The organism is Burkholderia sp. CpTa8-5, from assembly GCF_017815045.1.
In the GTDB taxonomy this organism is placed as follows: Bacteria; Pseudomonadota; Gammaproteobacteria; order Burkholderiales; family Burkholderiaceae; genus Burkholderia; species Burkholderia sola.
In genome coordinates, this window is sequence record NZ_JAGIQD010000002.1 from 364068 (window position 1) to 388844 (window position 24777).

General features: G+C 65.2%; 9 protein-coding genes and 3 pseudogenes. 6 read left to right on the forward strand and 6 right to left on the reverse strand.

The features are described from left to right. Positions 1-90: 90 nt before the first annotated feature. Positions 91-11439, forward strand: a complete 11349-nt coding sequence (locus tag J8I35_RS05085; protein ID WP_245170126.1) for a filamentous hemagglutinin N-terminal domain-containing protein — start codon at positions 91-93, stop codon at positions 11437-11439. 2 nt (positions 11440-11441) lie between these two features. Next, the gene (locus J8I35_RS05090; protein WP_209924679.1) at positions 11442-11774 is read left to right on the forward strand and encodes a hypothetical protein; all 333 of its coding nucleotides are present in this window, start codon (positions 11442-11444) and stop codon (positions 11772-11774) included. A 389-nt stretch (positions 11775-12163) separates the two neighbouring features. Here J8I35_RS05090 and J8I35_RS05095 read toward each other — a convergent pair. Further along, positions 12164-12372, reverse strand: a pseudogene (locus J8I35_RS05095) (transposase); the annotation flags it as partial. Positions 12373-12618: 246 nt separating this feature from the next. On the opposite strand from J8I35_RS05095, the gene J8I35_RS05100 reads away from it, so the two are divergent. Further along, entirely contained in the window at positions 12619-13854 is a 1236-nt protein-coding gene (locus J8I35_RS05100) for an IS110 family transposase (protein WP_209924680.1), read from the forward strand. A gap of 32 nt (positions 13855-13886) precedes the next feature. Here the strand turns inward: J8I35_RS05100 and J8I35_RS05105 are convergent. Both J8I35_RS05105 and J8I35_RS05110 read right to left on the reverse strand, forming a co-directional pair. Beyond that, positions 13887-14939 (reverse strand): annotated as a pseudogene (locus tag J8I35_RS05105) (IS256 family transposase); the annotation flags it as partial. Positions 14940-15434: 495 nt separating this feature from the next. After that, a pseudogene (locus J8I35_RS05110) lies at positions 15435-15670 on the reverse strand (IS256 family transposase); the annotation flags it as partial. A gap of 557 nt (positions 15671-16227) precedes the next feature. On the opposite strand from J8I35_RS05110, the gene J8I35_RS05115 reads away from it, so the two are divergent. Both J8I35_RS05115 and J8I35_RS05120 read left to right on the forward strand, forming a co-directional pair. Then, a complete protein-coding gene (locus J8I35_RS05115; protein WP_245170105.1) occupies positions 16228-17160 on the forward strand; it encodes a hypothetical protein in 933 nt (310 codons plus the stop codon). 90 nt (positions 17161-17250) lie between these two features. Then, entirely contained in the window at positions 17251-18051 is an 801-nt protein-coding gene (locus J8I35_RS05120; RefSeq protein ID WP_209924681.1) for a hypothetical protein, read from the forward strand. A 133-nt stretch (positions 18052-18184) separates the two neighbouring features. Here the strand turns inward: J8I35_RS05120 and argG are convergent, their stop codons facing one another. From argG to J8I35_RS05135, 3 genes are all read right to left on the reverse strand, one after another. After that, positions 18185-19522 carry an argininosuccinate synthase gene (argG, locus tag J8I35_RS05125; protein ID WP_050018060.1) on the reverse strand — a complete coding sequence of 446 codons (1338 nt, stop codon included), beginning with the start codon at positions 19520-19522 and terminating at the stop codon, positions 18185-18187. A gap of 317 nt (positions 19523-19839) precedes the next feature. Next, on the reverse strand, positions 19840-20910 hold the full coding sequence (locus tag J8I35_RS05130) for an FUSC family protein (RefSeq protein WP_209924682.1): 1071 nt from the start codon (positions 20908-20910) through the stop codon (positions 19840-19842). Positions 20911-21088: 178 nt separating this feature from the next. Continuing rightward, complete coding sequence (locus tag J8I35_RS05135) at positions 21089-22621, reverse strand: sensor domain-containing diguanylate cyclase (RefSeq protein ID WP_089489076.1); 1533 nt, start codon at positions 22619-22621, stop codon at positions 21089-21091. A gap of 585 nt (positions 22622-23206) precedes the next feature. Between J8I35_RS05135 and J8I35_RS05140 the strand changes: the two genes are divergently transcribed. Next, a complete protein-coding gene (locus J8I35_RS05140; protein WP_050018063.1) occupies positions 23207-24742 on the forward strand; it encodes an amino acid permease in 1536 nt (511 codons plus the stop codon). Positions 24743-24777: the final 35 nt, after the last annotated feature.

The following is a 24777-nucleotide window of genomic DNA, read 5'->3' on the forward strand; positions in this document are numbered from 1 at the left end:
CGGGCGGGGAAACCCGGCATCGCTCGGCGCCACGGTCCGCCGGCCGATGGCGTACGGCGCGGGGCCATGAAACGAAGCGAACAACAGAAGATGAACACGTCCAAGCGTAAGACCTTGCAGCAGCTTGCCGCCGCCGGTGCGGCGCGAATCGGTGCACGTGCGCGGTCGGCGGCAAGTGCGCCGCGGTTCTTCGCGGTCGAGCAGGTCGCGGGATCGTATCGCTGGTGGCAGCGTGCGACGAGCGCGCTTCTCGCGCTGGCGATGTTCATCGGACCGATCACGGTCACCGTCGAGCAGGGCCGCGATGCAGCCGGCGTGCTCGGCGCGGGCAATCGTCGAATCGACGACGACGCATGGCAGCGGCTGCTCGATCTCGCGTCGCTGCGCGTCCGATTCTCGATGCAGCTCGCGGCTGCCGCGCCCATCGTCGATCCCACGGCGCCGATCTCGTTTCAGCCTGCCATCACGCAGTCGACCGGCGCAGGCGGCGGCGTGCCGGTCGTCAATATCACCGCGCCGAACGCGGCCGGTATTTCGCTGAACCAGTATCAGCAATTCAACATCGATCCGGTCGGGCTGATTCTGAACAACAGCCTGATGTCGGGCACGTCGCTGACGGGCGGCAACGTGCAGGCCAACCCGAACCTGAACGGCCGTACGGCGAGCGTGATCGTCAACCAGGTCACGTCGACCGGCAATGCCTACGCGAGCTTGCTGAACGGTCCGCTCGAAGTATTCGGCGCACCCGCGGCCGTCGTGATCGCGAATCCGAACGGGATCACGACACGCGGCACCGGCTTCACCAACACGATCGGCGTGACGTTGTCGACCGGCGCGCCGCAGTTCCTCAGTGGCGTGGGCGGTAGCGCGACCGACTTCGCGAACGCGAAGGCGCTCGGCTACAACGTGACCGGCGGTCACCTGCAGATCGAAGGCAATGCCGGCGTCAACGGGCCCGGCGCGGGGATCGAGGGGACCGTCGGCACGATCGACCTGATCGGCGAGACGATCGGCATCAACGCGCCGCTCTATGCCGGCACACGCATCAACGTGATCGCCGGGCGTCAGTTCGTGACGCCGGCCGCCGTCGATACCTACGGCACCACGTACGGCACCGCGTCGAACGGCTCGGACAACTCCGCCGCGGCGATCAATGCCGCGAACGGCGGCGCGAATCGTTCGCTCGCGATCGACGCGACCGCGTTCGGCGCGATGACGGCCGGCCAGATCCAGGTGGTCAGCACCGCCGCGGGGATGGGGGTGCGATCCGACGCGCAGCTTGCCGCGAACGCAGGCGACTTGCTGCTGTCGGCGAACGGCGACGTATCGGTCGCGGGCTCGGCCGCGCAGCAGCAGGCGACGGTTCATAGCGCCGGCAACGTGTCGATGACCGGTACGCACATCGGGGTCGGCGGTTACGCGATCGACGCGAATGGCGACGTGACGTCGACCGGCTCGATCCAGTCCGGCGGTAAGCTCGCCGTGGCGGCAGGCGGTAACGTGAACGTCGCGAATGCACAGGCGCACGGCGACATGACGGTCGCGGGCGGCACGAACGTCACGCTCGGCGACGTACAGGGCGGCGGTGCGTTGTCGGTTACCGCGCGCGGCGCCGACGGCACGGGCGACGTGAACCTGAACGGTACGTCGGTCGTGACCGGCGCGACGACCGTGCAGGCGGCCCGCGACGTCAACGTGAACGGGCAGACCAACAGCGACACGCTGCGCGCGACCGCGCAACGCGATGCGACGGTCAACGCGGCGCTGCAGACCTCCGGCGCGCTGGCGTTGACGGCGACGCAGGGCAACGTCGTCACGCACGCGACGGTGAAGAGCGGCGGCGATCTCGCGCTGACGTCCGGACAGGACACCGTCGTCGCGTCGCAGGCGACCGCGCAGAACGCGGTCAGCGTGCAGGCGGGGCGCGACCTGAGCGTGAGCGGGTCGCTTGCGAGCGGAACGACGTTCGCCGCCGATATCGCGCGCGACGCGTCGGTCGGCGGCTCGCTGATGGTCGGGACCGACGCGCGTGTGGACGCGGGGCGCAACGTCGATACGTCCGGTGTCGTGATCGTCCAGCGCAACGGGGTACTGAGCGCACGCAACGACATCACGGGAAGCGGTTCGATCGCGTTCGGCCAGAACGGCGCGTTGAATGCCGCGCATGACGTCGCGCTGACCGGCAAGCTGCTCGCCAATGGTCTGCAGGTCGACGCCGGCAACAGCGCGAATCTCGCGACGGTCCAGGCGGGCGGCGCATTCGGTGTGACGGCAAACGGTAACGCCGGCGGCGGCGACGTCGTATTCAACGGCAACGCGGCGGCACTCGGCGCCGCCGACGTGCGCGCGTCACGCGACGTCGTCGTGAACGGCACGCTGGCCGGTGGCGCGCAGGTCGCGCTTGCCGCGCAGCGCAACGTGATCGTCGGCGGCAGCGGCACCGTGCAGGCCGTCGGCGATCTGGCGATGACGGCGGCCAGCGGCAGCGTCGCGTCGGCCGGCACGTTGAACGGCGCGGGTGCGCTGACGGTGCAAGGTGCGCAGGATGTCGCGCTGACCGGCGCGACGACCGTAACGGGCGACGTGACCGCCACGGCTGGCCGGGATCTCGTGATCGGCGGTGCGTTGGCCGGGCAGGGCGTCGCGACGCTCACGGCCGCGCGCGACATCGTCGCCGGCGGCACCAGCGGCTTCGCGCAGGACACGACGTTGAGCGCGGGGCGCGATATCGGCGTGACGGGTGCGTTCCAGGGGCGCGCCGTGTCGATGACGGCAGCCGGTTCGATCGCGCTGAACGACGTGCAGGCCAACGCGGGGCTTCGGCTTGCGACGCGCACGGGCGACGTTTCGATCGGCGGCAACGTGAACTCGCTGACGAACGGGACGATCGACGCGGCGCGCGACGTGATCGTCAACGGCACGCTGCGCACGGCAAGCAGCCTGATCGTCGGCGGCGGCCGCAATACGTCGATCGGCGGGACGGTCCAGTCGAACGGCGACGTCGCGCTGACGAATGCGGCCGGCTCGCTGACGAGCACCGGCAATATTCAGTCGGGCGGCAACCTGTCGGTGAACGCCGCGCAGTCCGTGGATCTGGGCACGCACTCGACGTCGTCGCTCGGTGACCTGACCGTGAACGCGGGACGCGATCTGACGATGAACGGCTCCGTCGTCGCGCAGGGCAACGGCACGCTGAACGCCGGCGGCGCGATCGACGGTGCGGCCGCCGTTGCGTTCGGGCTTGCGGCGAACCTCGGTTCCGGCGGCGATACGAATCTCACCGGCTCGCTGCGCGGCGGCAGCGTGCGGACGACGGCCGGCGGATCGGCCACGCTGCACGACGTGCAGGCTGCGTCGACGCTCGCGCTCGGCGCGGCGAACGACCTGAGCGTGACCGGTGCGGTGACGGGCGGCGCGGACGTAGTGCTGGCCGCCGCGCGCGATATCGGCATCAGCGGTTCGTTGCAGTCGGCCGGCAACACGTCGCTGCGGGCGACCGGCAGTATCGGATCGACCGGTGCGATCGCGAGCAATGGTGCGTTCGACGCGCAGGCAGGCAGCGACATCAATCTTGGCGGCAACACGACCGTGTCGCACGACACGACGCTCGCGGCCGGACGCGACGTCAACGTGAGCGGGTCGCTGGCCGGGCAGGGACAAGGCATCGTCAATGCGGCGCGCGACATCGTCGGCGCAGGCACGTTGACGTTCGGTCAGCAGGCGACGCTCGAAGCCGGGCGCGACGTCGCGCAGCGAGGGCTGATCCAGGGACAGTCGGTCAGCGTGACGGCGGCCGGCAATGCGGCCGTGAACAACGTCGAGTCGACCGGCACGATCGCGCTGCGCGCGAACGGTACGAACACCGCAACGGGTGCGGGCGATCTGCGCATCGACGGTTCGGTCGCCGCCGCGGGCGCGATCACGGCGTTCGCGCAGAACGACGTTGCGATCGGCGGCAAGGTTGCGAGCGGTTCGACGGTCGGCGTGACCGCGCAGCGGGACATCGCCGTGAGCGGCGCGATCGAGTCGGTCGGCGACACGGCGCTGGCTGCGCGGCAAGGCAGCCTCAACGCGACCGGCGGCATCAACAGCGGCGGCAAGCTCGCTATCGCGACCGGCCTCGACCTGTCGCTCGGCGCGAGCACCAGCGCGATCGGCGACGCGACGCTGACGGCCGGCCGCGATGCCACGCTGAACGGCACGATGGTCGGACAGGCGAACGGCACGGTCACGGCCGCACACGACATCAACGGCGGCGGCAAGCAGGCGTTTGCCGCGACCGCGAACTATGCGGCGCAGCATGACGTCGCGCTGACCGGCGGCATGCAGGCGGCCGCGATCGCGGTGACGGGCGGGAACAACGCGACGTTGCACGATGCGTCGTCGTCGACCACGTTGACGCTGACGGCGAACGGCAACGCCGGCGAAGGCGATGCGGGCATCACGGGTGCGGCGTCCGCACAGGGGGCGGCGAACGTGACGGGGGCGCGGGATGTGTCGATCGGCGGCACACTCGGCAGCGGCGATGCGCTCGCATTGACCGCGCAACGTAACGTGACGGTCAACGGCGGCGTGGAGTCGAACGGCGATCTGAAGGCAACCGCCACGAACGGTAGCGTCATGCTCACGGGGGCGACCACGACCGCGGGTGCGTTCAGCAGCCTGTCCGGGCTCGATACGCAACTCGGCGGCCAGATTGCGGTGGCGAAGTCGACGAACGTGCAGGCCGGCCGCGATATCGCGTTGACGGGGACACTGGCGGGTCAACGCGACGGCACGCTGAGCGCGGGCCGCGACATCAACGGTGCGGGCTCCGCGGCATTCGCTCAGGCGGCGACGCTCGATGCCGCGCACGACGTCGCGCTGACGGGTGCGCTGCAAGCTGCGGCCGTCAACGTGACGGGCGGCAACAATGCGGGGCTCGGCACGGTTCAGGCCGTCAACGGCAATCTCGACGTCACGGCGAAGGGCGGTGCCGGCGGCGGCGATGTGACGCTCGGCGGAGCGGCCACCGCATTCGGCGCGATGCAACTGCAAGCCGCACGAGACGTTTCCGTTGCGGGCGCAATCAATACCGGCGGCACGACGACGATCAATGCGGCGCGCAGTGTCGCGCTGTCGGCGGTCAATTCGGCGGGCGATCTCGCCGTAACCGCTTCGGGCGGCAACGCAAGTGCGACGAGCCTGACGACGCAGGGCAACCTGAACGTCGGCGCCGCACAGGACATCGCCGTGACGGGGCAGAGTGTCGCGGGCGGCAATGCTTCGCTGAACGCGGGCCGCGACATGACGCTCGCAGGCGTCGGCGCACAGCAAAACGGCACGTTGACGGCGGGTGGCTCGGTGACGGCCGACGCGATCGCGTTCGCGCACCAGGCGAGCGTCACCGCGGGCGGCAATATCGCGGTGACAGGCAACGTCGCGACCAACGGCGATCTCGCGATGACCGCCGGCAACGATTTGTCGGCCGGCTCGGTGCAGGCGGGCGGCGCGATCGGATTGCGGGCGCAGGGCCACAACGGCGTCGGCGACGTGATGGTGAACGGCGTGGTGACGTCGGGCAACGCGACGACGATCGCGGCCGCGCGCGATGCGGGTATCGGTGCGGCGTCCAGCGGCGGTGCGCTGAACGTGACGGCCGGACGCAGCCTCGGTGTCGCGGGCGCGATCAATGCGACCGGCGACGCGACGCTGACTGCGACGGCGGGCAATCTCGGCGTCGGCGGCGCGGTCGTGTCGACCGGGAGTTTGCGGGCCAATGCTGGCGGCGGACTCGCGCTGCTTTCCGGCGGGCTCGTGAACGGCGATACGACGTTGACGTCGGGTGGTGCGATGACGCTCGGCGGCGCGCTGTTCGGTCTCGGGGCCGCCAGTATCAACGCGGGCGGTGCGCTCGGCGGCGGCGCGGCACTGACGTACGGCAAGGACATCGCCGTCAATGCCGGAAACAGCATCACGCTCGGCGCGATTCAGGGTGCCGGCAAGCTGACGGCGGTGTCCGGCGGCGACATGTCGCTCGGTGCGACCACCGCGGTCGGCGACGTGTCGGCGAAGTCGACAGCCGGCAGCGTGTCGTTCGGCGGCTTGTTGCAGTCGGGCGGCAATGTCGCGGTTCAGGCCGCGAACAACGTGTCGCTCGCGGGCGGCGTGGGTTCGATGGGGACCGTCGACGTCAACGGTATCGGCGGCAACGTGTCGGTCGCGGGCGTGTCGGCGAACGGCGACGCGACGCTGCATGCGGGGCAAACCGTCGCGTTGACCGGCAACAGCATCGTGGCCGGGCAACTGGGTGTGTCGGGCGGCAACGTCACGCTGAGCGGTTCGGCCGTCGGATCGAAGAACGTGACCGTTTCCGCGCAGGGAACAGTCGATGCCGGCAATGCATCGCTCGTCGCATCGCAGAACCTGCAGGTGAACGGCTCGAACGTGACGCTCGGCAATGCGACGGTCGGCGGCGCGCTCACCGCGCAGGCGTCGAACCAGCTCACGCTGGCGGGCGGCAAGGCGGTGAACGTCGTCGGCAACGCGACGCTGGCTTCGCAGAACGGGCTGTACAACGCCGCGAACGTGCTGGCCGGATCGCTCAGCGTCTCGGCGCCGAACCTGACGAATGCGGCCGGTGCGTCGCTCGCATCGATCGGCACGACGACGGTCAATGCGTCGAGCTTCGCGAACGCCGGGCTGGTGAACGGGACGACGACCAACGTCACCGTCGGGGGCGCGCTGACGAACGTTGGTGGTTCGCTGATGGCGGTGAACGCGCTGAACGTCAATACCGGTACGCTGAACAACCAGAACGGGATCGTTTTTGCCGGCAACCCGAAGGCCGCGACCGGTGCGACCGGCGACGTGTCGCTGACGATCAATGGCGGCAATGGCGCGTTCTACAACGCGGGCGGACAGTTGCTTGCGCAACGGGACATGGGGATCAGCGCGGTCAACATGGCGTTCGATCCGTCGCAGGGGACGATCAGCCAGGGCGGCAACCTGTCGATCACGGCCGGGTACGTGAATGTCGGCGGCACGTGGAATTACGGCGGGCAGAGCGTTTCGCTGACGGGGCTGAACGGGATCGCGAACGACGGCACGATCACCGGGACGTCGCCGTTGACGCTGACTGCCGGCGGCAGTTTCGAGAATCACGGGCAGGTTACCGGATCGGATGTGACGTTCAACGGCACGCTGAATAATGCGGCCGGGGCCGTGGTGCATGCGGATAACGCGTTGACGCTGAACGGCGATACGACGAACCGCGGGACGGTTGAGGCCGGCAGTGTGCTGACCGTGAACGGGGGGAATTACGACAACCAGGGTGCGACGACGCAGTCGAAGGGGGATGCGAATTTCAATCTCGGCGGTTCGCTGCTCAATACGGGTGGCTCGATATTCGCCGGCCGGAACATTGGCATCTCCGCCGCGCAGGTGATCAACGATCAGACTGCTCCGCAGGGGGCCGTCACGACGACCACGCAGGTCAGCGATCCGGCGCTGCTGATGTCAGGGGCGGTGGGCTGGGTGACGGCCGGCTACGAAAAGACCTCTGGCCATGAGCACACGGTATCCGCAGCTTACGAGACGTCGCCCGCGACGCTGGGTGGCCTGCTGGCGCCGACTGGCTCGACCACGAACAGCGGGTTGTTGTCGGCGTCCAACCCGGTCGCGACATCCGGCACGGTGACGTTCAATCAGTACAGCGTCCTGACCGGGATCAACGACCACGGCGTTTCGCAGTATTCGAACTACTGGTTCGTCGGAACGGGGCCCGAGGCCGGCGCACTCAAATCGGCGACGTTCACATTGCCGACGGTCTATCAGACGGCGACGAACCAGCAAGCCGGAACATCGGGTGTGATTTCCGCCGGCGGCTCAATCTCGCTGACAGCCGGCACCTTGTCGAATAAAGGCGGGCAGATCGCGGCGCAAGGCAACATCGCGCTCAACGTCCAGTCGCTGAGCAACGGCGCGGTTGCGCCGACCATGACGGTCAACAGCTCCACCTATGTCGATCAGGCCCAGTACGCGAATTTTCTGGCGCAGCTGGCGGCGCTCGGAACGATCGGGGTCCAGGGCACGGGCAACCCGACCGGCGCGTTCAATTGCGACGGGGGCAACTATTGCCAGGTGGGTCCGTCTTATCTGCCGACCGCGTTCCAGATCGACAAGGGCGCGGCTGCGCCTGCCACTACCGGCACGGTGACCTTCACGACGCCGACCGGCATGATCGCGGCGGGCAGCAACCTGACGGTCGGCGGCGGCGATCTGACCAACGAGGGGCTGCTGTATGCCGGCAACAACGTCGCCATCACGTCCGGCTCGCTGACCAATCAGGGTGGCAACCAGCAGAACTACGCGAGCCAGGTCGGCTGCGCATCCGGCGTGCCGAACTCCGCTTGCGGCAACGCAGGCCAACCGCGCGGCAACAACCCGACCACGACGACGTTCGGTTACAGCCAGAACGACGCGACGATCTATGCGGGCCACGATCTCGTGATCGCAGCCGGCCAGATCAACAATACGTACGGCAACCTGCTCGCGGGCCACGACATCGTCATCGGCGGTGTCGGCACGACCGCGAGCTCGACCACGCCCGCACAGAGCCTGAACAACACGTCCGGCAACATCGTCGCGGGCAACGACATCAAGCTCAACGTATCGGGCGCGATCACCAACAATCTGCCGCCGCCCGTGCCGGTACACGAGAACTACGGCAAGCACGAGCAATACTCGGGCTGCATGACAGCCGGCGGCTACAAGGAAAGCTACTGCGAGGGCTATGTCGACCAGCAGTCGGGCAGCTCGTCGGTGATCAGCGCGGGCAACAACCTGCAGATCAACGCGGGCAGCCTGACGAACATCGGCAGCCTGATCGCGGCCGGCAACAACGCGACGATCGCCGTCGCAGGCCCCGTCGTGAACGAGGCGCAGGTGCTGAACGCCTACTGGCACTCGCATTGGGTGCAAGAAACCGGCATGTTCAGCAGCGACAAGCGTCACGACATCTGGGCGTGCGGCACGCCGGAGCAATGCAAGGCGTTGTACGGGAGCGCATACACGAGCACGGGCGGCACCATCGATCCGCCGACGCCGGTCGGCAACATCGCCGCGACGATCCAGGCGCCGAACTTGTCGATCTCGTCGAGCGGGCAGATCCAGAACGTGGGCAACGTGATCGGCACGTATGTGTCGTTGACGGGCCAGAAGCTCATCAACGGGATCACGACCGCGAACACCTACACGCCGCGTGTCAATGCGCCGTCGCAGGTCATTTCGCTGAGCCCGGTGGACTTGCCGGGGCTGAACCTGTCGGTGCCTCGTGCCGTCGGTACCGGCAAGCTGCCGACACCGGTCGCGGGCGCGGCGTCGTACGTCGACGCGTCGCTCGGCGGTTCCGTGCTCGGCTCGCTCGGGCCGCAGGACTTGCTGAACAATCTGCCGTCGGCGTTGCAGCCGTCGTCGACGCTGTTCTATTACAACCCGCAGGAAGAGGACCTGCTGTTGCAGCAGGCGGCGCTGAAGCAGACCGGCAAGTCGAGCTTCGTCGACGGGCTGACGTACGACAACGAGAAAAACCTGTCGGTGACGGCGCAGGAAAAGATGTACCTGTACCAGAACGCAATCGATTACTCGAAGGCGCACGACCTGCAACTGGGCGCCGCGCTGACGCAGGAGCAGATCAACACGCTCGACAAGCCGATGCTGTGGTACGTCGAGCAGACGGTGCCGGACCCGACGTGTCATGCGACGGGAGCGGCGTCGTGCCCGACGATTGCCGCGCTGATGCCGCAGGTGTATCTGCCGCAGGACACGCAGGCGCTGTCGGCGGGCGGCAACATCTCCGGTCAGGATGTCACGCTCAAGTTTAATCAGGACGGTAACGGCAGCATCCTCAATACGGGGAGCATCACCGCGTCGGGGACGCTGAGCGTCGACACGCACACGCTGACGAACCAGGCGAATCAGGTCAACGTCGGCGAGATCTGGCAGAAGGTTGATGGCGGCTATCTGAAGACGACCGGGACGGTGGTGCAGCCCGGTGGGTTCATGAGTGCGGCGAACATGGACCTGAACGTGCAGACCCTCGATCAGATTGGTGGGGCGCTGCAGAAGTTGAATGCAGACGGCACGGTCGATCAGGCTGGTACGCAGCAGGCACTCGCAAACCTGCAGCAGCAACTCGGCGTGAACTTTACGCAGACGTCAGTCAGTGATCACCTGCATTCGGACTTCGTGCAGGAGGGCGGCGGGCTGCCGACGTTTGCCATCGCGGCCATCGCGATTGCAGCGTCGATCGTGACGGCGGGTGCCGCCGCTGCCGCCGCGGGCGTTGTGATGACGGAGCTGTCGGTCGGTTCGGTAATGATCGGCGCACTTGGCGGCATGGTTGGAAGCATTACCAGCCAAGCATTCTCAGGGAACGGGCTGAATTTCGGAAAGATCCTGCAGGCGGGCGCGCTTGGTGCATTGACTGCCGGTGTCATGGCCGGGACGGGTCTTGCCAATCTTCAGGGTTTGCAGGATCTCGGTCGAACAATCGGAACCGGTGGAGCGGTCTCGATGGGGCAACTCGGCCAGGTGTTGGAGAAGATTGTTGAGCGGGGCGTCGTGTCGGCCGCAATCAATACGGCCGTATCCGGAGGCAGCTTCGGCAGTGCGCTTGCGAACAGTATGATCAGCGATCTCGGTATGGTCGGCGCAGGTGCGATCGGTGTCGCTTCCGACAACACGTCAATGCTCGCAGTCGGGAGTCCTGGGTACGTATTGGCCCATGCCGGATTGGGATGTGCATTGTCGGCGGCCAAAGGAACGGGGTGTGCAGGCGGGGCGATTGGCGGGGCGACCAGTGCCGTGCTGTCGCCGCTGGTGCTCGGTGCGATCGACCCGGCGCACGCACCGCTCGATCAAGGACAAGTGGCGTTGCTCGCAGCAGCTGCGACGTTTGCAGGTGGTGGTCTTGCCGGCCTTGCTGGTCAGAATGCAATGGCGGGTGCGACGGCTGCGCACAACGAGGCGCTGAACAATAGCGCGGACCACTGGGGCCAAAACAAGAGTGAGGCCCAGCGCGAGCAAGATGAACTACATAAGCAACAGAGTAAGGAGAAAGCCCAACTCGGCGAAAGTTCGATCGTCGATGAAGGGGACGGCGTCAGCGTCCTTAGCCCGAATCCGATGGCGTTTGGCGGAGCAAAAAATACTCCCGGCATTCAGTTTGGAGCTAATGACAACCAGAGTTATCACACGTTCCGCCACGTTATCAGTGGTGGCTATGATGCGACAGCAGTGCAAAATGCGGTAACCGGCAACCTTAACAGCATTGGACCGTCGTTACCCCAGGGGCTATACAATGGCACCGTCGTTGTGAACGGAACAACCTTCAACTACGCTGCCTTCAAGCTCCCCGACGGGACGATTAACGTTGGGCGCATTACGCCTCCGAGGTGACCATGGGTATGTTAAGAAGATTGAAACAGGATGAGCGAGGGTTGTTGGTTGCGTTGATTGCTGGCGAGCCCAAAGCAAACGATCTTCTTGCTTCCCTGGGGGATGCAATCGTTGAAGAGATGGAGGACGGAGGGATGGGTGGTCTGCTCTTCTATCGACCAGACGACAGGCCGCGTCGTCTAGGGAAGAAATTGGTCGAAAAAGAATTTGTCGATATCGATGGCGTACCGGTCATGGTCGCAGTTAACTTGGATGATCACGGCGAGCTATATGAACTTGATATTTGGAAGGTTGATTTCTCACCGTTGAAACGGTTTCCTCCGGTTATCAAATAACTTGGTTCGTGCCTGTTCGAATCGCGTTCATGCTTGGTATGCTAGTGTTTCTACCGAAACAGTAGTGAAACGAACCCGGCCACGTGCCGGGTTTGTGCTTGATTGCGTCGGTGAACGTTGTTCGGTTTCGTCCGGTTCATCGTCGACCGCGATCCCACCCCATCGCTGACACCGTTGCAAACGATCCTGAAGGCATACGATGACATGCCGAACGTAAAGCGACCGGATTTTGTCACGGGCTAGTGAAGAACTCGGAACGAGGCGATAGCGCCGAATAGGCGGCTCATCGTGCCTCGCCACGATGTTCGATCATCATGTCCCTCGGGTGTCACGGAGAATCGGCATAAGTGGGGGTGTCAGAATTTCCGTGTTCAAGGCGGGTGGAACAATTACACGGAAGGTCGAACGAACCGATCTGCATAAAGGATAGCGAATTGGTTCATGGCCGTCTTCCAGTCATGCGCGGCACTTCCCAATTCGCGGTGATGTTGCGCAAGGCCAGCCAGATGAGCTTGGTGGCGGCTTCGTCGGTCGGGAAGTGACCACGGGTCTTGATGATCTTGCGCAACTGCGAGTTGATATTTTCAATCGCGTTCGTAACCGGCATGATATAGCCGGTGCCTCGCGTTCCCGCGCCGAGTGGATTGAGCGTATGGTGTGACCATCCGGGACAGGGGCACTGGGGAGCACTTCGGGTGGGCAGGCCGTTGTTACACGATGAGCCGCGAGCTCGTGTTTGTAGTTGGCCGCCCCTGCGACCCGCCCGGTTGCGCTGTGAGCGCGAATCCGTAGTTGTCGTGCTGTCCCACCGGCTCCCAGCAATGATCTGATACGGGAGACGGTTATGCGAATCGTGGGGTTTGATGTCTCGCGCTCTGTGGCCGAGATCGCGTACCTGGAGGATGGCACGCTGCATGCAGGTGGTCGCACCGGGTTGCGACGCGACGAACTGGAGCGTTTTGCCGAGAAGCTGCGCGCCACCGATCATGTGGTGCTCGAAGCAACCGGCAACACTGCCGCCATCGTCAACGTGCTTCGTCGGCACGTCGCGCGCGTGGCGATTGCCAATCCGCTGCAAGTTCGGCTGATCGCGGAGGCTCGCGTCAAGACGGACAAGATCGATGCAGCCGTGCTGGCGCAGCTGTATGCAAGCGGCTTTCTGCCGGAAGTATGGATGCCGGACGAGCGCACGCTGGCGTTGCGTCGACAGATCTCGCGTCGTTCTCAGCTAGTGCGGCAGCGCACGCGGCTGAAGAACGAGATTCATGCGGTTCTGACCGCGCATCTGATCGAGCGATGCCCCGCCACCGATCTGTTTGGCAAGAAGGGGCGTGCCTGGCTCGGCGTTCAACCGCTTCCGTTGGACGAGCGACTCGGTGTTGAGCAGCGGCTGCGCGAACTGGACCGCCTCGGCGAGGATCTGCGCGAGGTGGAGCAAGCACTCGCGCAAGCGACCATCGACGACGCGCGATTGCGCGTGATGCTGACGATCACCGGCGTCAACACCACGGTGGCGATCGGGCTGCTATCTGCCATTGGCGACATCGAGCGGTTTCCGAATCCTGAGAAGCTGGTGAGCTACTTCGGGCTCAATCCGTCGGTCTATCAGTCCGGCCCGACACCGGCCAGGCACGGCCACATCACCAAGTGCGGGCGCTCTTACGCACGGGCAATGCTGGTCGAGGCTGCCTGGGGCGCCACGCAGGCGCCTGGGCCGCTGCGCGCCTTCTTCCTGCGCGTGCGCGATCGCCGCGGCCAGCAAATTGCTGTCGTCGCGACCGCTCGCAAACTCGCAGTAATCGTATGGTATGTGCTGACACGCGACGAGCCGTTCGCGTGGGATCGTCCCGCGTTGACCGCACACAAGTTACGTGCGCTGGAACTGCAGGCGGGAATGCCGGCGCAGCATGGCTCGCGCAAAGGTTCGGCTGCCGCCTACAGTCTGAAGAGTGTCCGTCAGCAAGAGCGAGCCGTGGCTGAGCAGTCTGAGCGAACCTATCAAAGACTGTTTAACCGGTGGAAGCAGTCGCGCCCCAAACCAGACAGCGCGCCGATACGATGGCCGGAAGCGCGGACATAGCGAACGAGCGAAGTACGGCGTGGGGGCTTGTGTATTTCATCCGTCGTGTAGATGATCTTGCGCACGCCCGGCGGAAAGGCAAAGAACGGGATCACGCGATCCCAGGCGTTGCGCCACGCGCTACTGACGGTTGGGAATTTCTGACCCCACGGACCATCGGCAAACGCATCGAGTTCGGCCTGGGCCGCTTCCGCGCTGGGCGCGGCGTAGATCGGTTTGATCGCGGCGGCCAACCCTCGGCGGTCTTTCCAACTGGCGTAATCGAGGCTGTTGCGGATCAGATGGACGATACAAGTTTGCAGTGTGGTCGCCGGAAACACCACCGCCAAGGCCTCGGGCATACCCTTGAGACCGTCAGTGACAGCGATCAGGATGTCGTGAACGCCGCGCGTCTTCAGGTCATTGAACACCTTCATCCAGAACTTGGCCCCCTCGGTGTTCTCGATCCAGAGGCCCAGAATGTCACGGGTGCCGTCGGGCAGCACGCCCAGCGCCAGGTACACCGCCTTGTTGCGCACGACGGCGTCTTCGCGAATCTTGACCCGAAGGGCGTCGAAGAACACGACCGGATACATCGGCTCAAGCGGTCGGCCCTGCCAGGCAGTCACTTCGGCCATGACCTCGTCGGTCACGGAACTGATGAAGTCGGGCGAGACCTCCGTGCCGTATTGCTCCAGCAGGAAGCCCTGAATCTCGCGCACGGTCATGCCCCGGGCATACATGGCAACGATCTTGTCGTCGAAGCCGGTGAAGCGCCGTTCGTGCTTGGGTATCAGGATGGGTTCGAAGCTGCCGTCGCGGTCGCGAGGCACCTCGATGCGAATCGGGCTGTCTTCGGTCAGGACAGTCTTGGCACCTCGGCCGTTGCGCTGATTTGTGGCGTTGGCCGGCTTGGCCGCACCGGCAGGGTAGCCGAGATGATGACTCATCTCGCCGCTCAGCGCTCGCTCGATCAGCGCCTTCTTGAGCGCCAGCGTCGCGGCATTGATGGCTTCGGCGGTCATCGGACCGTTGCCAAACTGCTCAAGCAGTTCGACCGGAATCGCCGGCAGGTCCACCGGCTGGGCTTTCGATTTGCGAGGCATACACTCTCCTTGAGAGCATGTTATGCCTTAAACACGAAATTCCTGACAGGCCCGATACTCGGGCCAGCGACAAAATTTGAATTCAGTGACAATTATTACCGTGCATGGAACTAATCAAGTTATAACCGCGTATCCTGGGAATGGCTTACCCTTACCGAAGGCTCCATGACAATGAAATACGTGCACTACGCTGTCGTAAACGAATCCTGCCCCGTGTGTGGCCAGGGGCGAATTTTGGTTGCGGTCGAGAAAGATGGTCACTCGCTCTTCGTGGTTTGCGAAGACTGCGAGTCAGAATGGAGCAGTCCTATTGAATCAAGCGATGCATCATTGGCAACACGAAATCAGCATACGTTTCTACGATATTTGGAACCTGCAGAGATGACGAGCCATCCATGGTATTCACGGTTGGTTCAGTGATGCAATGTCTGCATGGTCTGCGCGGCACTGGTGGCGAAGAACTTCGGACGTGATTAGATCGCGCGAGAAATTGATCTCGGCGTCCCGCCCGTTGCGCTGATTCGTGGCATTGGCCGGCTTGGCTGCACAGTGGCGTAGCCGAGATGATGACTCTTCTCGCCGCCCAGCGCTCACTCGATCAGCGCTTTCTTGAGCGCCAGCGTCTCGGCATTACTGGCTTCGGCGGTCATCGGACCGTTTCCAAACTGCTCAAGCAGTTCGGCCGGAATCGCTGGCAGGTCCACTGGATTGGCTTTCGATTTGCGAAGCATAAGCTCTCTTTGAGAGCATTTTATGCCTCACACGCAAAGGTTCGGATAGGCTTTGAAGTTCCTGACAGGCCCAGGAACAAAGCCCCTAGAAAATTCCCTCGACAAAGCGCCCTAAAGAAATCCCCACCACCGCCGTTACCTTCCTCGGTAGCTCAAAAAAGTATTACTAGAGCCGTAGAACCAAACCACACGACCAGATAACCGAGGGGGCGCGCGGCCGGCGAAGCCGTGCGCAGTATAGAAGATGGGATGCACCGATTCGATTGGGCGCGCAGGCACCGGGGGGCTGGCGTGCGCTGCGCCTTTGCCTTGCCGCGGCATGCCTGCTGCTGCACGCGGTTCTCACCGCTGCGTGCGCGTTCCCGCACGACCACACCTCCACGCTCGTACCCGTCGCACCGAATATTCGGCAACCGACGCCCCCTCATCGCGCTTCCCCAACACATCACCCCAAGCATCCAACATCGCTCGAGGAGGCCCATACAACCCACCTGAAAAGTAACGCGATTCGAATCTAGACCACTAAAAAAAACGCATCAAAAAAATCGAGGATTGAATTGAACAAGCATTCCCTTTGCCTGCTGACTGCAGCCGCAATCTCGGTATTCGTCGTCGCCGGTTGCGGCGGCGGCGACGGCTCGTCGAACGCAAGCAGCGGCACACCCGCGAACACCGGCGGCGCCAATAACGCAGCCAGCGCACCGTCCGTCGCGTCCACACCGCTCGCAGCTCCCCCCGCAAGCGCCCCCGTCGCATCGTCGCAGCCGGTGACGGTCGGCGAGGCACTGCCCAGTCTGACGACCCCGCAAACCGGTTCGACGGCCGCAACGGCAACCGGCCCGGTCGGGATCTGGTCGGCGTCCGGCAACCTCGGCTACTCGACGATCGCCCTGGTCGACCCGCACAACAACCTGAGCACGCTCAACCTGCTCGGATCGTTCGTGATGTCCGACGATTTCTCGACCCTGACCGTCAACGGTTCGACGTGGTCGCTCGCGCCGGGTATCAACTTCGCAGGAACGAGCGGCATCGTCACGAAGATCGATTCGGGCTCCGGCGCATACAGCCCGCAGCAGACGTTGTCCGGCACGATCACCCGCAACGGTACGGCGTCGAATTTCACGTGGACCTACAACGCCGCGAACGCACTTGCCGTCACGCAGGACAGCGTGGTGGGCACCTGGGCGACGACCAACGCGTCGTTCGCGATTGCATCGGGCGGTACGCTGACCGGCACGCTGAGCGGTTGCAACCTGAGCGGCACGCTGCTGCTTTCCACGCCCGGCTCGAGCCAGAACATGTACGACATGACGGTGACGGCCTCCGCATCGACGGGCTGCAAGCTGCCGGCCGGCGTTCCGCTGTCGGGCAGCGCCGCGATCATGTTCGTGCCGATCACGGGAACCAACGGCTTCAAGCGCTCGATCCTCTACGTGCTGCGCGCGGCTGATTACAGCTTCATCGCATACGGTCAGGTGATCAAACAATAAACGCACGGCCGAACCGCACGCGGCGTGTCGACGCGCCGCGTGCGACGGCCCGATCAATACGTTCCGTCAACAACGAAAGCCACTGATCCAATGAAGAACTCATCCAAAGCCACCTTGTTCGGTTGCGGCCTACTCGTGACGCTGCTGTCCGGCTGCGCCACGGTGCCGAATACCGACATGAAACCCGAAGCGCGTCAGAACCTGCATTCGATCGCGATGCTCGACGTCATCGAGCCGAAGCGTGTCGCGGTCGTCAATTTCGGCGGCGCGGCGGGCGGGTTCGGGCTGATCGGCGCGCTCGCGCAAGGCGCCGTCAACGCAAGCCATACGAGCACCTATACGGATCACGTCGCGGCCGGCAAGATCGTGTTCGCGCCGGACATTGCAGAAGGCGTGGCGGGCCGCCTCACCGGCAACGGCTATCAGGTCGTGAAGCTGGACGGTCAGAAGATGAAGCTCGCCGATGACGGCAAGTCGGACGACTACTCGGCGATCCAGACCGACGCGGACGCGATCATGAACGTGTGGTTCACGTCGTTCGGTTATATCTCGCCGCCCAACCAGCTCGACTACGTCCCGTGGGTCGTCATCCGCGCGCGCATTCTCGACGCGAAGACGAAGCAGGACCTCTATTACAAGACGTTCGCGTGCGGCTACGACATCAAGGCGAACAGCGTCCACGTCGACAGCGATTTTGCCTACAAGTACGGCAGCTTCAGCGATCTCGAGAAGAATTTCGACAAGTCGGTGGAAGGGATCAAGTCGTGCGAGAAGTTGGTCGCGGACCTGATCGGTCGGGATCTGGCACGTACGCCGGCGCCGGCCACTGCTGCTGCTTCGACGGCATTGACGACGACTGCGGCCACCGCGACGGCCACGGCATCGAAATAACGTTGACGCGCCTGCAGGACCGTCGCGATACGCGTGGCGAATCCGGCAGTGCTTGAAGAAAAAGCGGGAAGGGAAGGACTGCATGCAGCCGGGCGGTTGTCACACCGCCCGGCCGCTCGCGAAAGCGACGGGCTTACTTGTCGCTATCGCCCTTGATCTGCGGCAGCGCCGACGCTTCACCCGGCGTCAGCAGCCCGACTTGCGAATACACGCGCAGCTTGTCGCGCGTATCGGTGATGTCGAGATTGCGCATCGTCAGTTGGCCGATACGATCGCGCGGCGAGAACGTCGACGCCACCTTCTCCATCGACAGGCGTTCCGGCTGATACGTGAGGTTCGGCGACTTCGTGCTCAGGATCGAGTAGTCGTTGCCGCGGCGCAGTTCGATCTTCACTTCGCCGGTGATCGCGCGTGCGACCCAGCGTTGTGCCGTTTCGCGCAGCATGATCGCCTGCGGGTCGAACCAGCGGCCCTGATACAGCAGGCGGCCGAGGCGGCGACCGTTCTCGCGGTACTGCTCGATCGTGTCTTCGTTGTGGATGCCGGTGACGAGACGCTCGTACGCGATGTACAGCAGCGCGAGGCCCGGGGCTTCGTAGATGCCGCGGCTCTTCGCCTCGATGATGCGGTTCTCGATCTGGTCGCTCATGCCCAGGCCGTGGCGGCCGCCGATGCGGTTCGCTTCCAGCAGCAGCTCGACCTGATCCTTGAACTCAACGCCGTTCAGCGCGACCGGCTGGCCGGCTTCGAAGCGCACCGTCACTTCTTCGGCGGCGATCTTCACGTCGTCGCGCCAGAACGCGACGCCCATGATCGGGTTCACGATCTTGATGCCGCTTTCGAGGCTTTCCAGATCCTTCGCTTCGTGCGTCGCGCCGAGCAGGTTCGAGTCGGTCGAATACGCCTTCTCGGCCGACATCTTGTACGCGAAGCCGGCCTGGTTCATGAATTCGGACATTTCGGCGCGGCCGCCGAGCTCGTCGATGAACGTCTGGTCGAGCCACGGCTTGTAGATCTTCAGATCCGGGTTCACGAGCAGGCCGTAGCGGTAGAAGCGCTCGATGTCGTTGCCCTTGTACGTGCTGCCGTCGCCCCAGATGTTGACGCCGTCTTCCTTCATCGCGGCGACGAGCATCGTGCCCGTCACGGCGCGGCCGATCGGCGTGGTGTTGAAGTACGTGACGCCGGCGGTCGTGATGTGGAACGCGCCGCTTTGCAGCGCCGCGATGCCTTCGGCGACGAGCTGCGCGCGGCAGTCGATCAGGCGGGCGCCGGCTGCGCCGTATTCGATCGCGCGTTTCGGGATCGCGTCGTAATCGTCTTCGTCGGGCTGGCCGAGGTTCGCCGTGTATGCGTACGGGACGGCGCCCTTCAGTTTCATCCAGTGCAGCGCGGCGCTGGTGTCCAGGCCGCCGGAGAAGGCGATACCGACCTTCTGGCCGGTCGGGAGGCTTTCGAGAATCGTGCTCATAGGAATTACCGTGGATTGAAGCCGGTGGGATCGTATTTCGCGGAATATGCGAGTATCGGCTGTCCGGGAAGTTGGGGCAAGGGCTGATTTTGCTGCGGAACCGTCGTCGCGCCTGTCGCGGCGGGCCTGACGGGCGGTTAACCGGCTGGAGAACGCAAGGCTGGACGGCGTTGCATCGCTGCCGAAACGCGTGCTGAAGGGTCGGGCTGCGGCCGAATTTCAGGGCCGGATCGGCGGTCAGGCAGGGGGCGCCGTCGTCAGTGCGCACCCCTCCACACAGAAAGGCATATGAAAGACTGGCGCACGAAACCGGAACCTCAGATATTCCACGCCTGCGCGGTATCGAGCAGCCGCTCGCGCAACTGGTCGACTTCGCCGGCCAGCTTGGCCGTGATCGATACATAGCCGGACAACTGCGGCGGCGGCGCGTCGTGCGGCGGGTCGACCGGCCGGCGGCGCGGGGCGAGCCGGCTCGGCGTGCCGAACTTCAGCGCGCGGCTCGCGCCGACCAGCGTGTCGCGGATGCGCCGGTTCACGCCCTTCATCTCGACGCGCACGTATTCGCGGGCCGCCGCGTCGTCGGCGGCCGGCAGCGCGCTCGACAGGATCTCCAGATAACCGATGCACAGGCGCAGGCTGCGCTGGATCGCCTCGAGCTGCATGACCGGGATATCGCATTCCTTCGACACCGACGGCATCAGCGAACGCAACTGCACGAGCAGTGCGCTCAGCGCGGCCATTTCCTTCAGGTGCGCATCGTCGCTCACGTGGCGGTCGCCCGCGAGCCGCGCATGCACGGCCGCGCACGCACGCAGCGCGTCGGCGAGCTTGTAGCGCCACGAATAGGTCGCGTACAGCGGCAACGCGAACGAGAACGCCAGCGCGATCACGATGCCGACCAGCACGTTCACAGCGCGCCACAGGCCGTCGACGATCTCGTTGTCGCCGTGCCCGGCGACGATCACCATCGTGATCGCCGACAGCAGCGCGATGTAGCCGGCCTTGCCGATCGCGTGATACGCGCAGATACCGCACCCGACGGCCATCAGCAGGTAGATCGCGAACGGCGCGTGCAGGAACGAGTAGAGGAGGATCAGCCCGAGCCCCGCCAGCGCGCCGATCGACGTGCCGAGCGCGCGCTCGGCCGCCTTCTTGCGGATGTTGCCGTGATGCTGCAGCCCGCCGACGACGATCAGCACGGTGATCGTCGACCATTCGCCATGCGGCACGTTCAGCCCCGTGGACAGCGCGATCGACACGAGAATCGCGAGCGCGACGCGCGCCGCATGGATCAGCTTGGCGTGCCGGTAGCGGCGGTACGGGTCGAGCAGCGGGCGGAGCGCGTGGCGCACGAGCGGCGGCAGTCGGGTCGGGAGCGGGGCGGTCATGACGGAGCGGGAGTGGCGGGAACGCGCACGGCGGCGTGCGCGGGCCGGCGCCGCGCCGCATGCGCAGCTGACGTAACGCTAGCCGAACGCGCGCGGGCTGTCCACGGCGAGGCCGTCGGGCCGTGGCTGGGCGGCAGGCGGCCGCTTCGTGTCACGCGGCCCGCCGGATCACATCGCGTCAAGCGTCGGCCGCGCTCGATTGCGCGTCCAGCACGCGGTTGCGGCCGCCGGATTTCGCGCGGTACAGCGCTTCGTCGGCGCGCCGCAGCAGCGCCGCGGCGTTCGTCCGGCCGTCGGCGGCGGTTGCGGTGCCGATGCTGGCCGTGACGCGCCCGTACGGGCTCTTTACGTGTTCGATGTCGAGCCCCGCGATCGCGCGCCGGATGCCCTCGGCGACGGTCGCCGCGCCCGGCGCGTCGGTGTCGGGCAGCGTGACGACGAACTCCTCGCCGCCGTAGCGCGCGACGTGGTCGCTGTCGCGGCGCAGGCTGCGCGTCAGCGATTGCGCGACCTGGCGCAGCACGTCGTCGCCGGCCGGGTGGCCGTAGTAGTCGTTGAACGCCTTGAAGTGGTCGACGTCGACGAACAGCACGGACAACGGGCGGCCGTTGCGCGACGCGCGCTGGGCCTCTTTCGCGAGCACCGTGTCGAACGTGCCGCGGTTGTCGAGGCCCGTCAGCGAATCGGTGTGCGCGAGCCGGTACAGCTTCGATTCGGCGTCCTGCCGGCGCTTCAGCTCGCGCGACAGCGCGAGCGAGCCCCACGCGATGAACGCCGTGAACAGGCTCATCAGCACGACGGTCCAGATCGCGCGATGGCGCCACGCCGCGTAGACGTCGATCTCGGCGGGCGCGACGTCGACGATCAGCGGCAGCCCGGCGAGATGCTTGTAAACATAGATGCGCCGCACGCCGTCGATGGCGCCGACACCGGTCAGCTCGCCGGCGCGGCCGCGCTGCGCGTCGATGAACAGCGGCGAATCGTGCAGGTCGAGGCCGACCACCCGCGTGTCGTAGGGCAGGCGCGACACGAGCGTGCCGTTGTCCTCGACGATCGCCGCGCTGCCGTGCCGGCCGACCGCGAGACCGTCGAGCAGCGCGCGGAAGTAGTCGATGCTGAGCGTGCCGACGACGATCCCGCCGAACGTGCCGTCGGGCCGGTTGATCCGGCGGCTCAGCGCGATCGTCAGCGCGCCGCCGCGCAGCCGCGACGCGTACGGCCGGCTGATGTAGAGGCCGGGGGCGAGCCGGTCGCGATGCACGGCGAAATAGTCGCGGTCGGCGAAATTGCCTTGCCGCGCGGGCGACACGCTCGAATCGATCGCGATATTGCCATGCGCATCCATCACGAAAATCGAGCCGAGATAGGCGCCGGTGGCCGCGCGGTCGAACAGCAGCCGGTGGCGCTGGCGCGGCGGCAAGGTCATCAGTTCCGGATCGGCCAGGCCGTCGACGACGTTTTGCAGCGACAAATCGTAGAGTTCGATATTGCGCGCGATATCGCGTTCGATCAGCAGCATCAGGTTGCGCGCATTTTCGACCGCATGGCCATACGCGTCGCGCCGTGCCTCGATTAATAGCGACGTGGAAAGTCCCCAACTGAACATCAGCAGGACGATGCCCGCCACGAGTACGCCGCGGGGCGACAGAATGCGTGCCACGATCGACGCGGTATGGCGGCGCAGCGTGGCGGGCAGCGGGAATGACTTCATCCTCGGGGGGCACGGGCGGCGGCTACTCGCGTCGTTGGCGGTTCCGCGCGCGGATTATTTCGAATTAAGCGTCATTATCCCGCGAATTCGTGCATTTCGCCCGCACATGCAAAACATGCATGCGGCGACGGCGATTCGAAACGGTTACGCATCATTACCTCATGGCGTGCGGGCGACTTGATTTGAATCAATTGGCAGTGTCGGCCTTTTTGTCTGATTAATCGCATAATCATCAGTCGATTTTGCCTATTGCCGCGGCATTTGGCGGATCGGGACAGGATTACAGGGTCTCCGAAAAATCGAAAATCGAATGACCCGATCGCAGCCGTGGTTTTTTCGACGTGTGGCGAAAGGGCGACGGCCGGCGCGGCCAACCCGTTGATTCCGCAAAGTCTCCGGCATGGCGGTGGGCGGCGCGACCTCAGCTGTCCCCCTATCGAATCAGGTAGAATCCGCGCTTCGCCGCAGGCGCCCGCCGCGCAACGCGTATCGGGGCCGCATCGAATGCATCGCAGGACGCGCACCGCGCTCCGATTCCGCATGCGCCGGCTACGGATGCCGGCCCGCTCAACGTTCGTCTCGTTTATGTCCGCCATTCCGAATTCCGACCCACCCGGTTCGTCCGCGAACCCACCCAAGCTTCATCGCGCGCTGAAGGCGCGCCACCTGACGATGATCGCCATCGGCGGCTCGATCGGCACGGGCCTGTTCGTCGCGTCCGGCGCATCGATCTCCCAGGCCGGCCCCGGCGGCGCGATGGTCGCGTACATGCTGATCGGCCTGATGGTCTACTTCCTGATGACGAGCCTCGGCGAGATGGCCGCGTTCATGCCGGTGTCGGGTTCGTTCGCGACCTACGGCGCGAAATACGTCGACGAAGGCTTCGGCTTCGCGCTCGGCTGGAACTACTGGTACAACTGGGCGGTGACGATCGCGGTGGAGCTCGTCGCCGCGCAGCTCGTGATGCACTACTGGTTTCCGGACGTGCCGGGCGTGTGGTGGAGCGCGGCGTTCCTCGCCGTGATGTTCCTGCTCAATGCGCTCACCGTGCGCGGCTTCGGCGAGGCCGAATACTGGTTCGCGCTGATCAAGGTCGTCACCGTGGTCGCGTTCATCGGTGTTGGCCTGCTGATGATCTTCGGCATTCTGAAGGGCGCGCCGGCGAACGGCTGGGGCAACCTGACGATCGGCGACGCGCCGTTCGCGGGCGGCCTGCCGGCGCTGATGGGCGTCGCGATGATCGCGGGCTTCTCGTTCCAGGGCACCGAGCTGATCGGCGTCGCGGCCGGCGAATCGGAGCACCCGCGCACGACGATTCCGCGCGCGGTGCGCCAGGTGTTCTGGCGGATCCTGCTGTTCTACGTGTTCGCGATCTTCGTGATCGGCGTGCTGATTCCGTATACCGACCCGAACCTGCTGAAGACGGACGTAACCGACATCGGCGTGAGCCCGTTCACGCTCGTGTTCCGCCACGCCGGCCTCGCGTTCGCGGCCGGCGTGATGAACGCGGTGATCCTGACGGCCGTGCTGTCGGCCGGGAACTCGGGCATGTACGCGTCCACGCGGATGCTCTACAACCTCGCCACCGAAGGCCGCGCACCGAAGGTGTTCGCGAAGCTGTCGCCGGGCGGCGTGCCGCGCAACGCACTGTACGCGACCACCGCCGTCGGCGCGCTGTGCTTCTTCACGTCGCTGTACGGTGACAAGACCGTGTACCTGTGGCTGCTGAACACGTCGGGGATGACGGGCTTCATCGCGTGGCTCGGCATCGCGGTCAGCCACTACCGGTTCCGCAAGGGGTACGTGAAGCAGGGTTATTCGCTCGACCAGTTGCCGTACCAGTCGAAGTGGTTCCCGTTCGGCCCGCTGTTCGCATTCGTGCTGTGCCTCGTGATCGCGCTCGGCCAGGATTACCAGGCGTTCCTCGCGAACCGGATCGACTGGGCTGGCGTGACCGCGACCTATGTCGGCATTCCGCTGTTCGTGGTCGTGTGGCTCGGCTTCCGGCTCCTGAAGAAGAGCCGGTTCGTGCGCTACGAGGACATGGAGATCGCGCCGTGGATCGCCGCGAATCGCGGCGCGCAGCGGCAGCCGGTGGCGAACCGCGAAACCGCGGGCTGACGCCGGCGCGGCAGGCAGCCGCGCGATGGCGACGA

What these genes read in the sequence shown, in the direction of transcription:
- J8I35_RS05120 (WP_209924681.1), top strand. Translation starts at nt 17,251, where the DNA reads ATGAAGAACTCATCCAAAGCCACCTTGTTCGGTTGCGGCCTACTCGTG.
- argG (WP_050018060.1), bottom strand. Translation starts at nt 19,522, where the DNA reads ATGAGCACGATTCTCGAAAGCCTCCCGACCGGCCAGAAGGTCGGTATC.
- J8I35_RS05090 (WP_209924679.1), top strand. Translation starts at nt 11,442, where the DNA reads ATGGGTATGTTAAGAAGATTGAAACAGGATGAGCGAGGGTTGTTGGTT.
- J8I35_RS05100 (WP_209924680.1), top strand. Translation starts at nt 12,619, where the DNA reads ATGCGAATCGTGGGGTTTGATGTCTCGCGCTCTGTGGCCGAGATCGCG.
- J8I35_RS05135 (WP_089489076.1), bottom strand. Translation starts at nt 22,621, where the DNA reads ATGAAGTCATTCCCGCTGCCCGCCACGCTGCGCCGCCATACCGCGTCG.
- J8I35_RS05085 (WP_245170126.1), top strand. Translation starts at nt 91, where the DNA reads ATGAACACGTCCAAGCGTAAGACCTTGCAGCAGCTTGCCGCCGCCGGT.
- J8I35_RS05140 (WP_050018063.1), top strand. Translation starts at nt 23,207, where the DNA reads ATGTCCGCCATTCCGAATTCCGACCCACCCGGTTCGTCCGCGAACCCA.
- J8I35_RS05130 (WP_209924682.1), bottom strand. Translation starts at nt 20,910, where the DNA reads ATGACCGCCCCGCTCCCGACCCGACTGCCGCCGCTCGTGCGCCACGCG.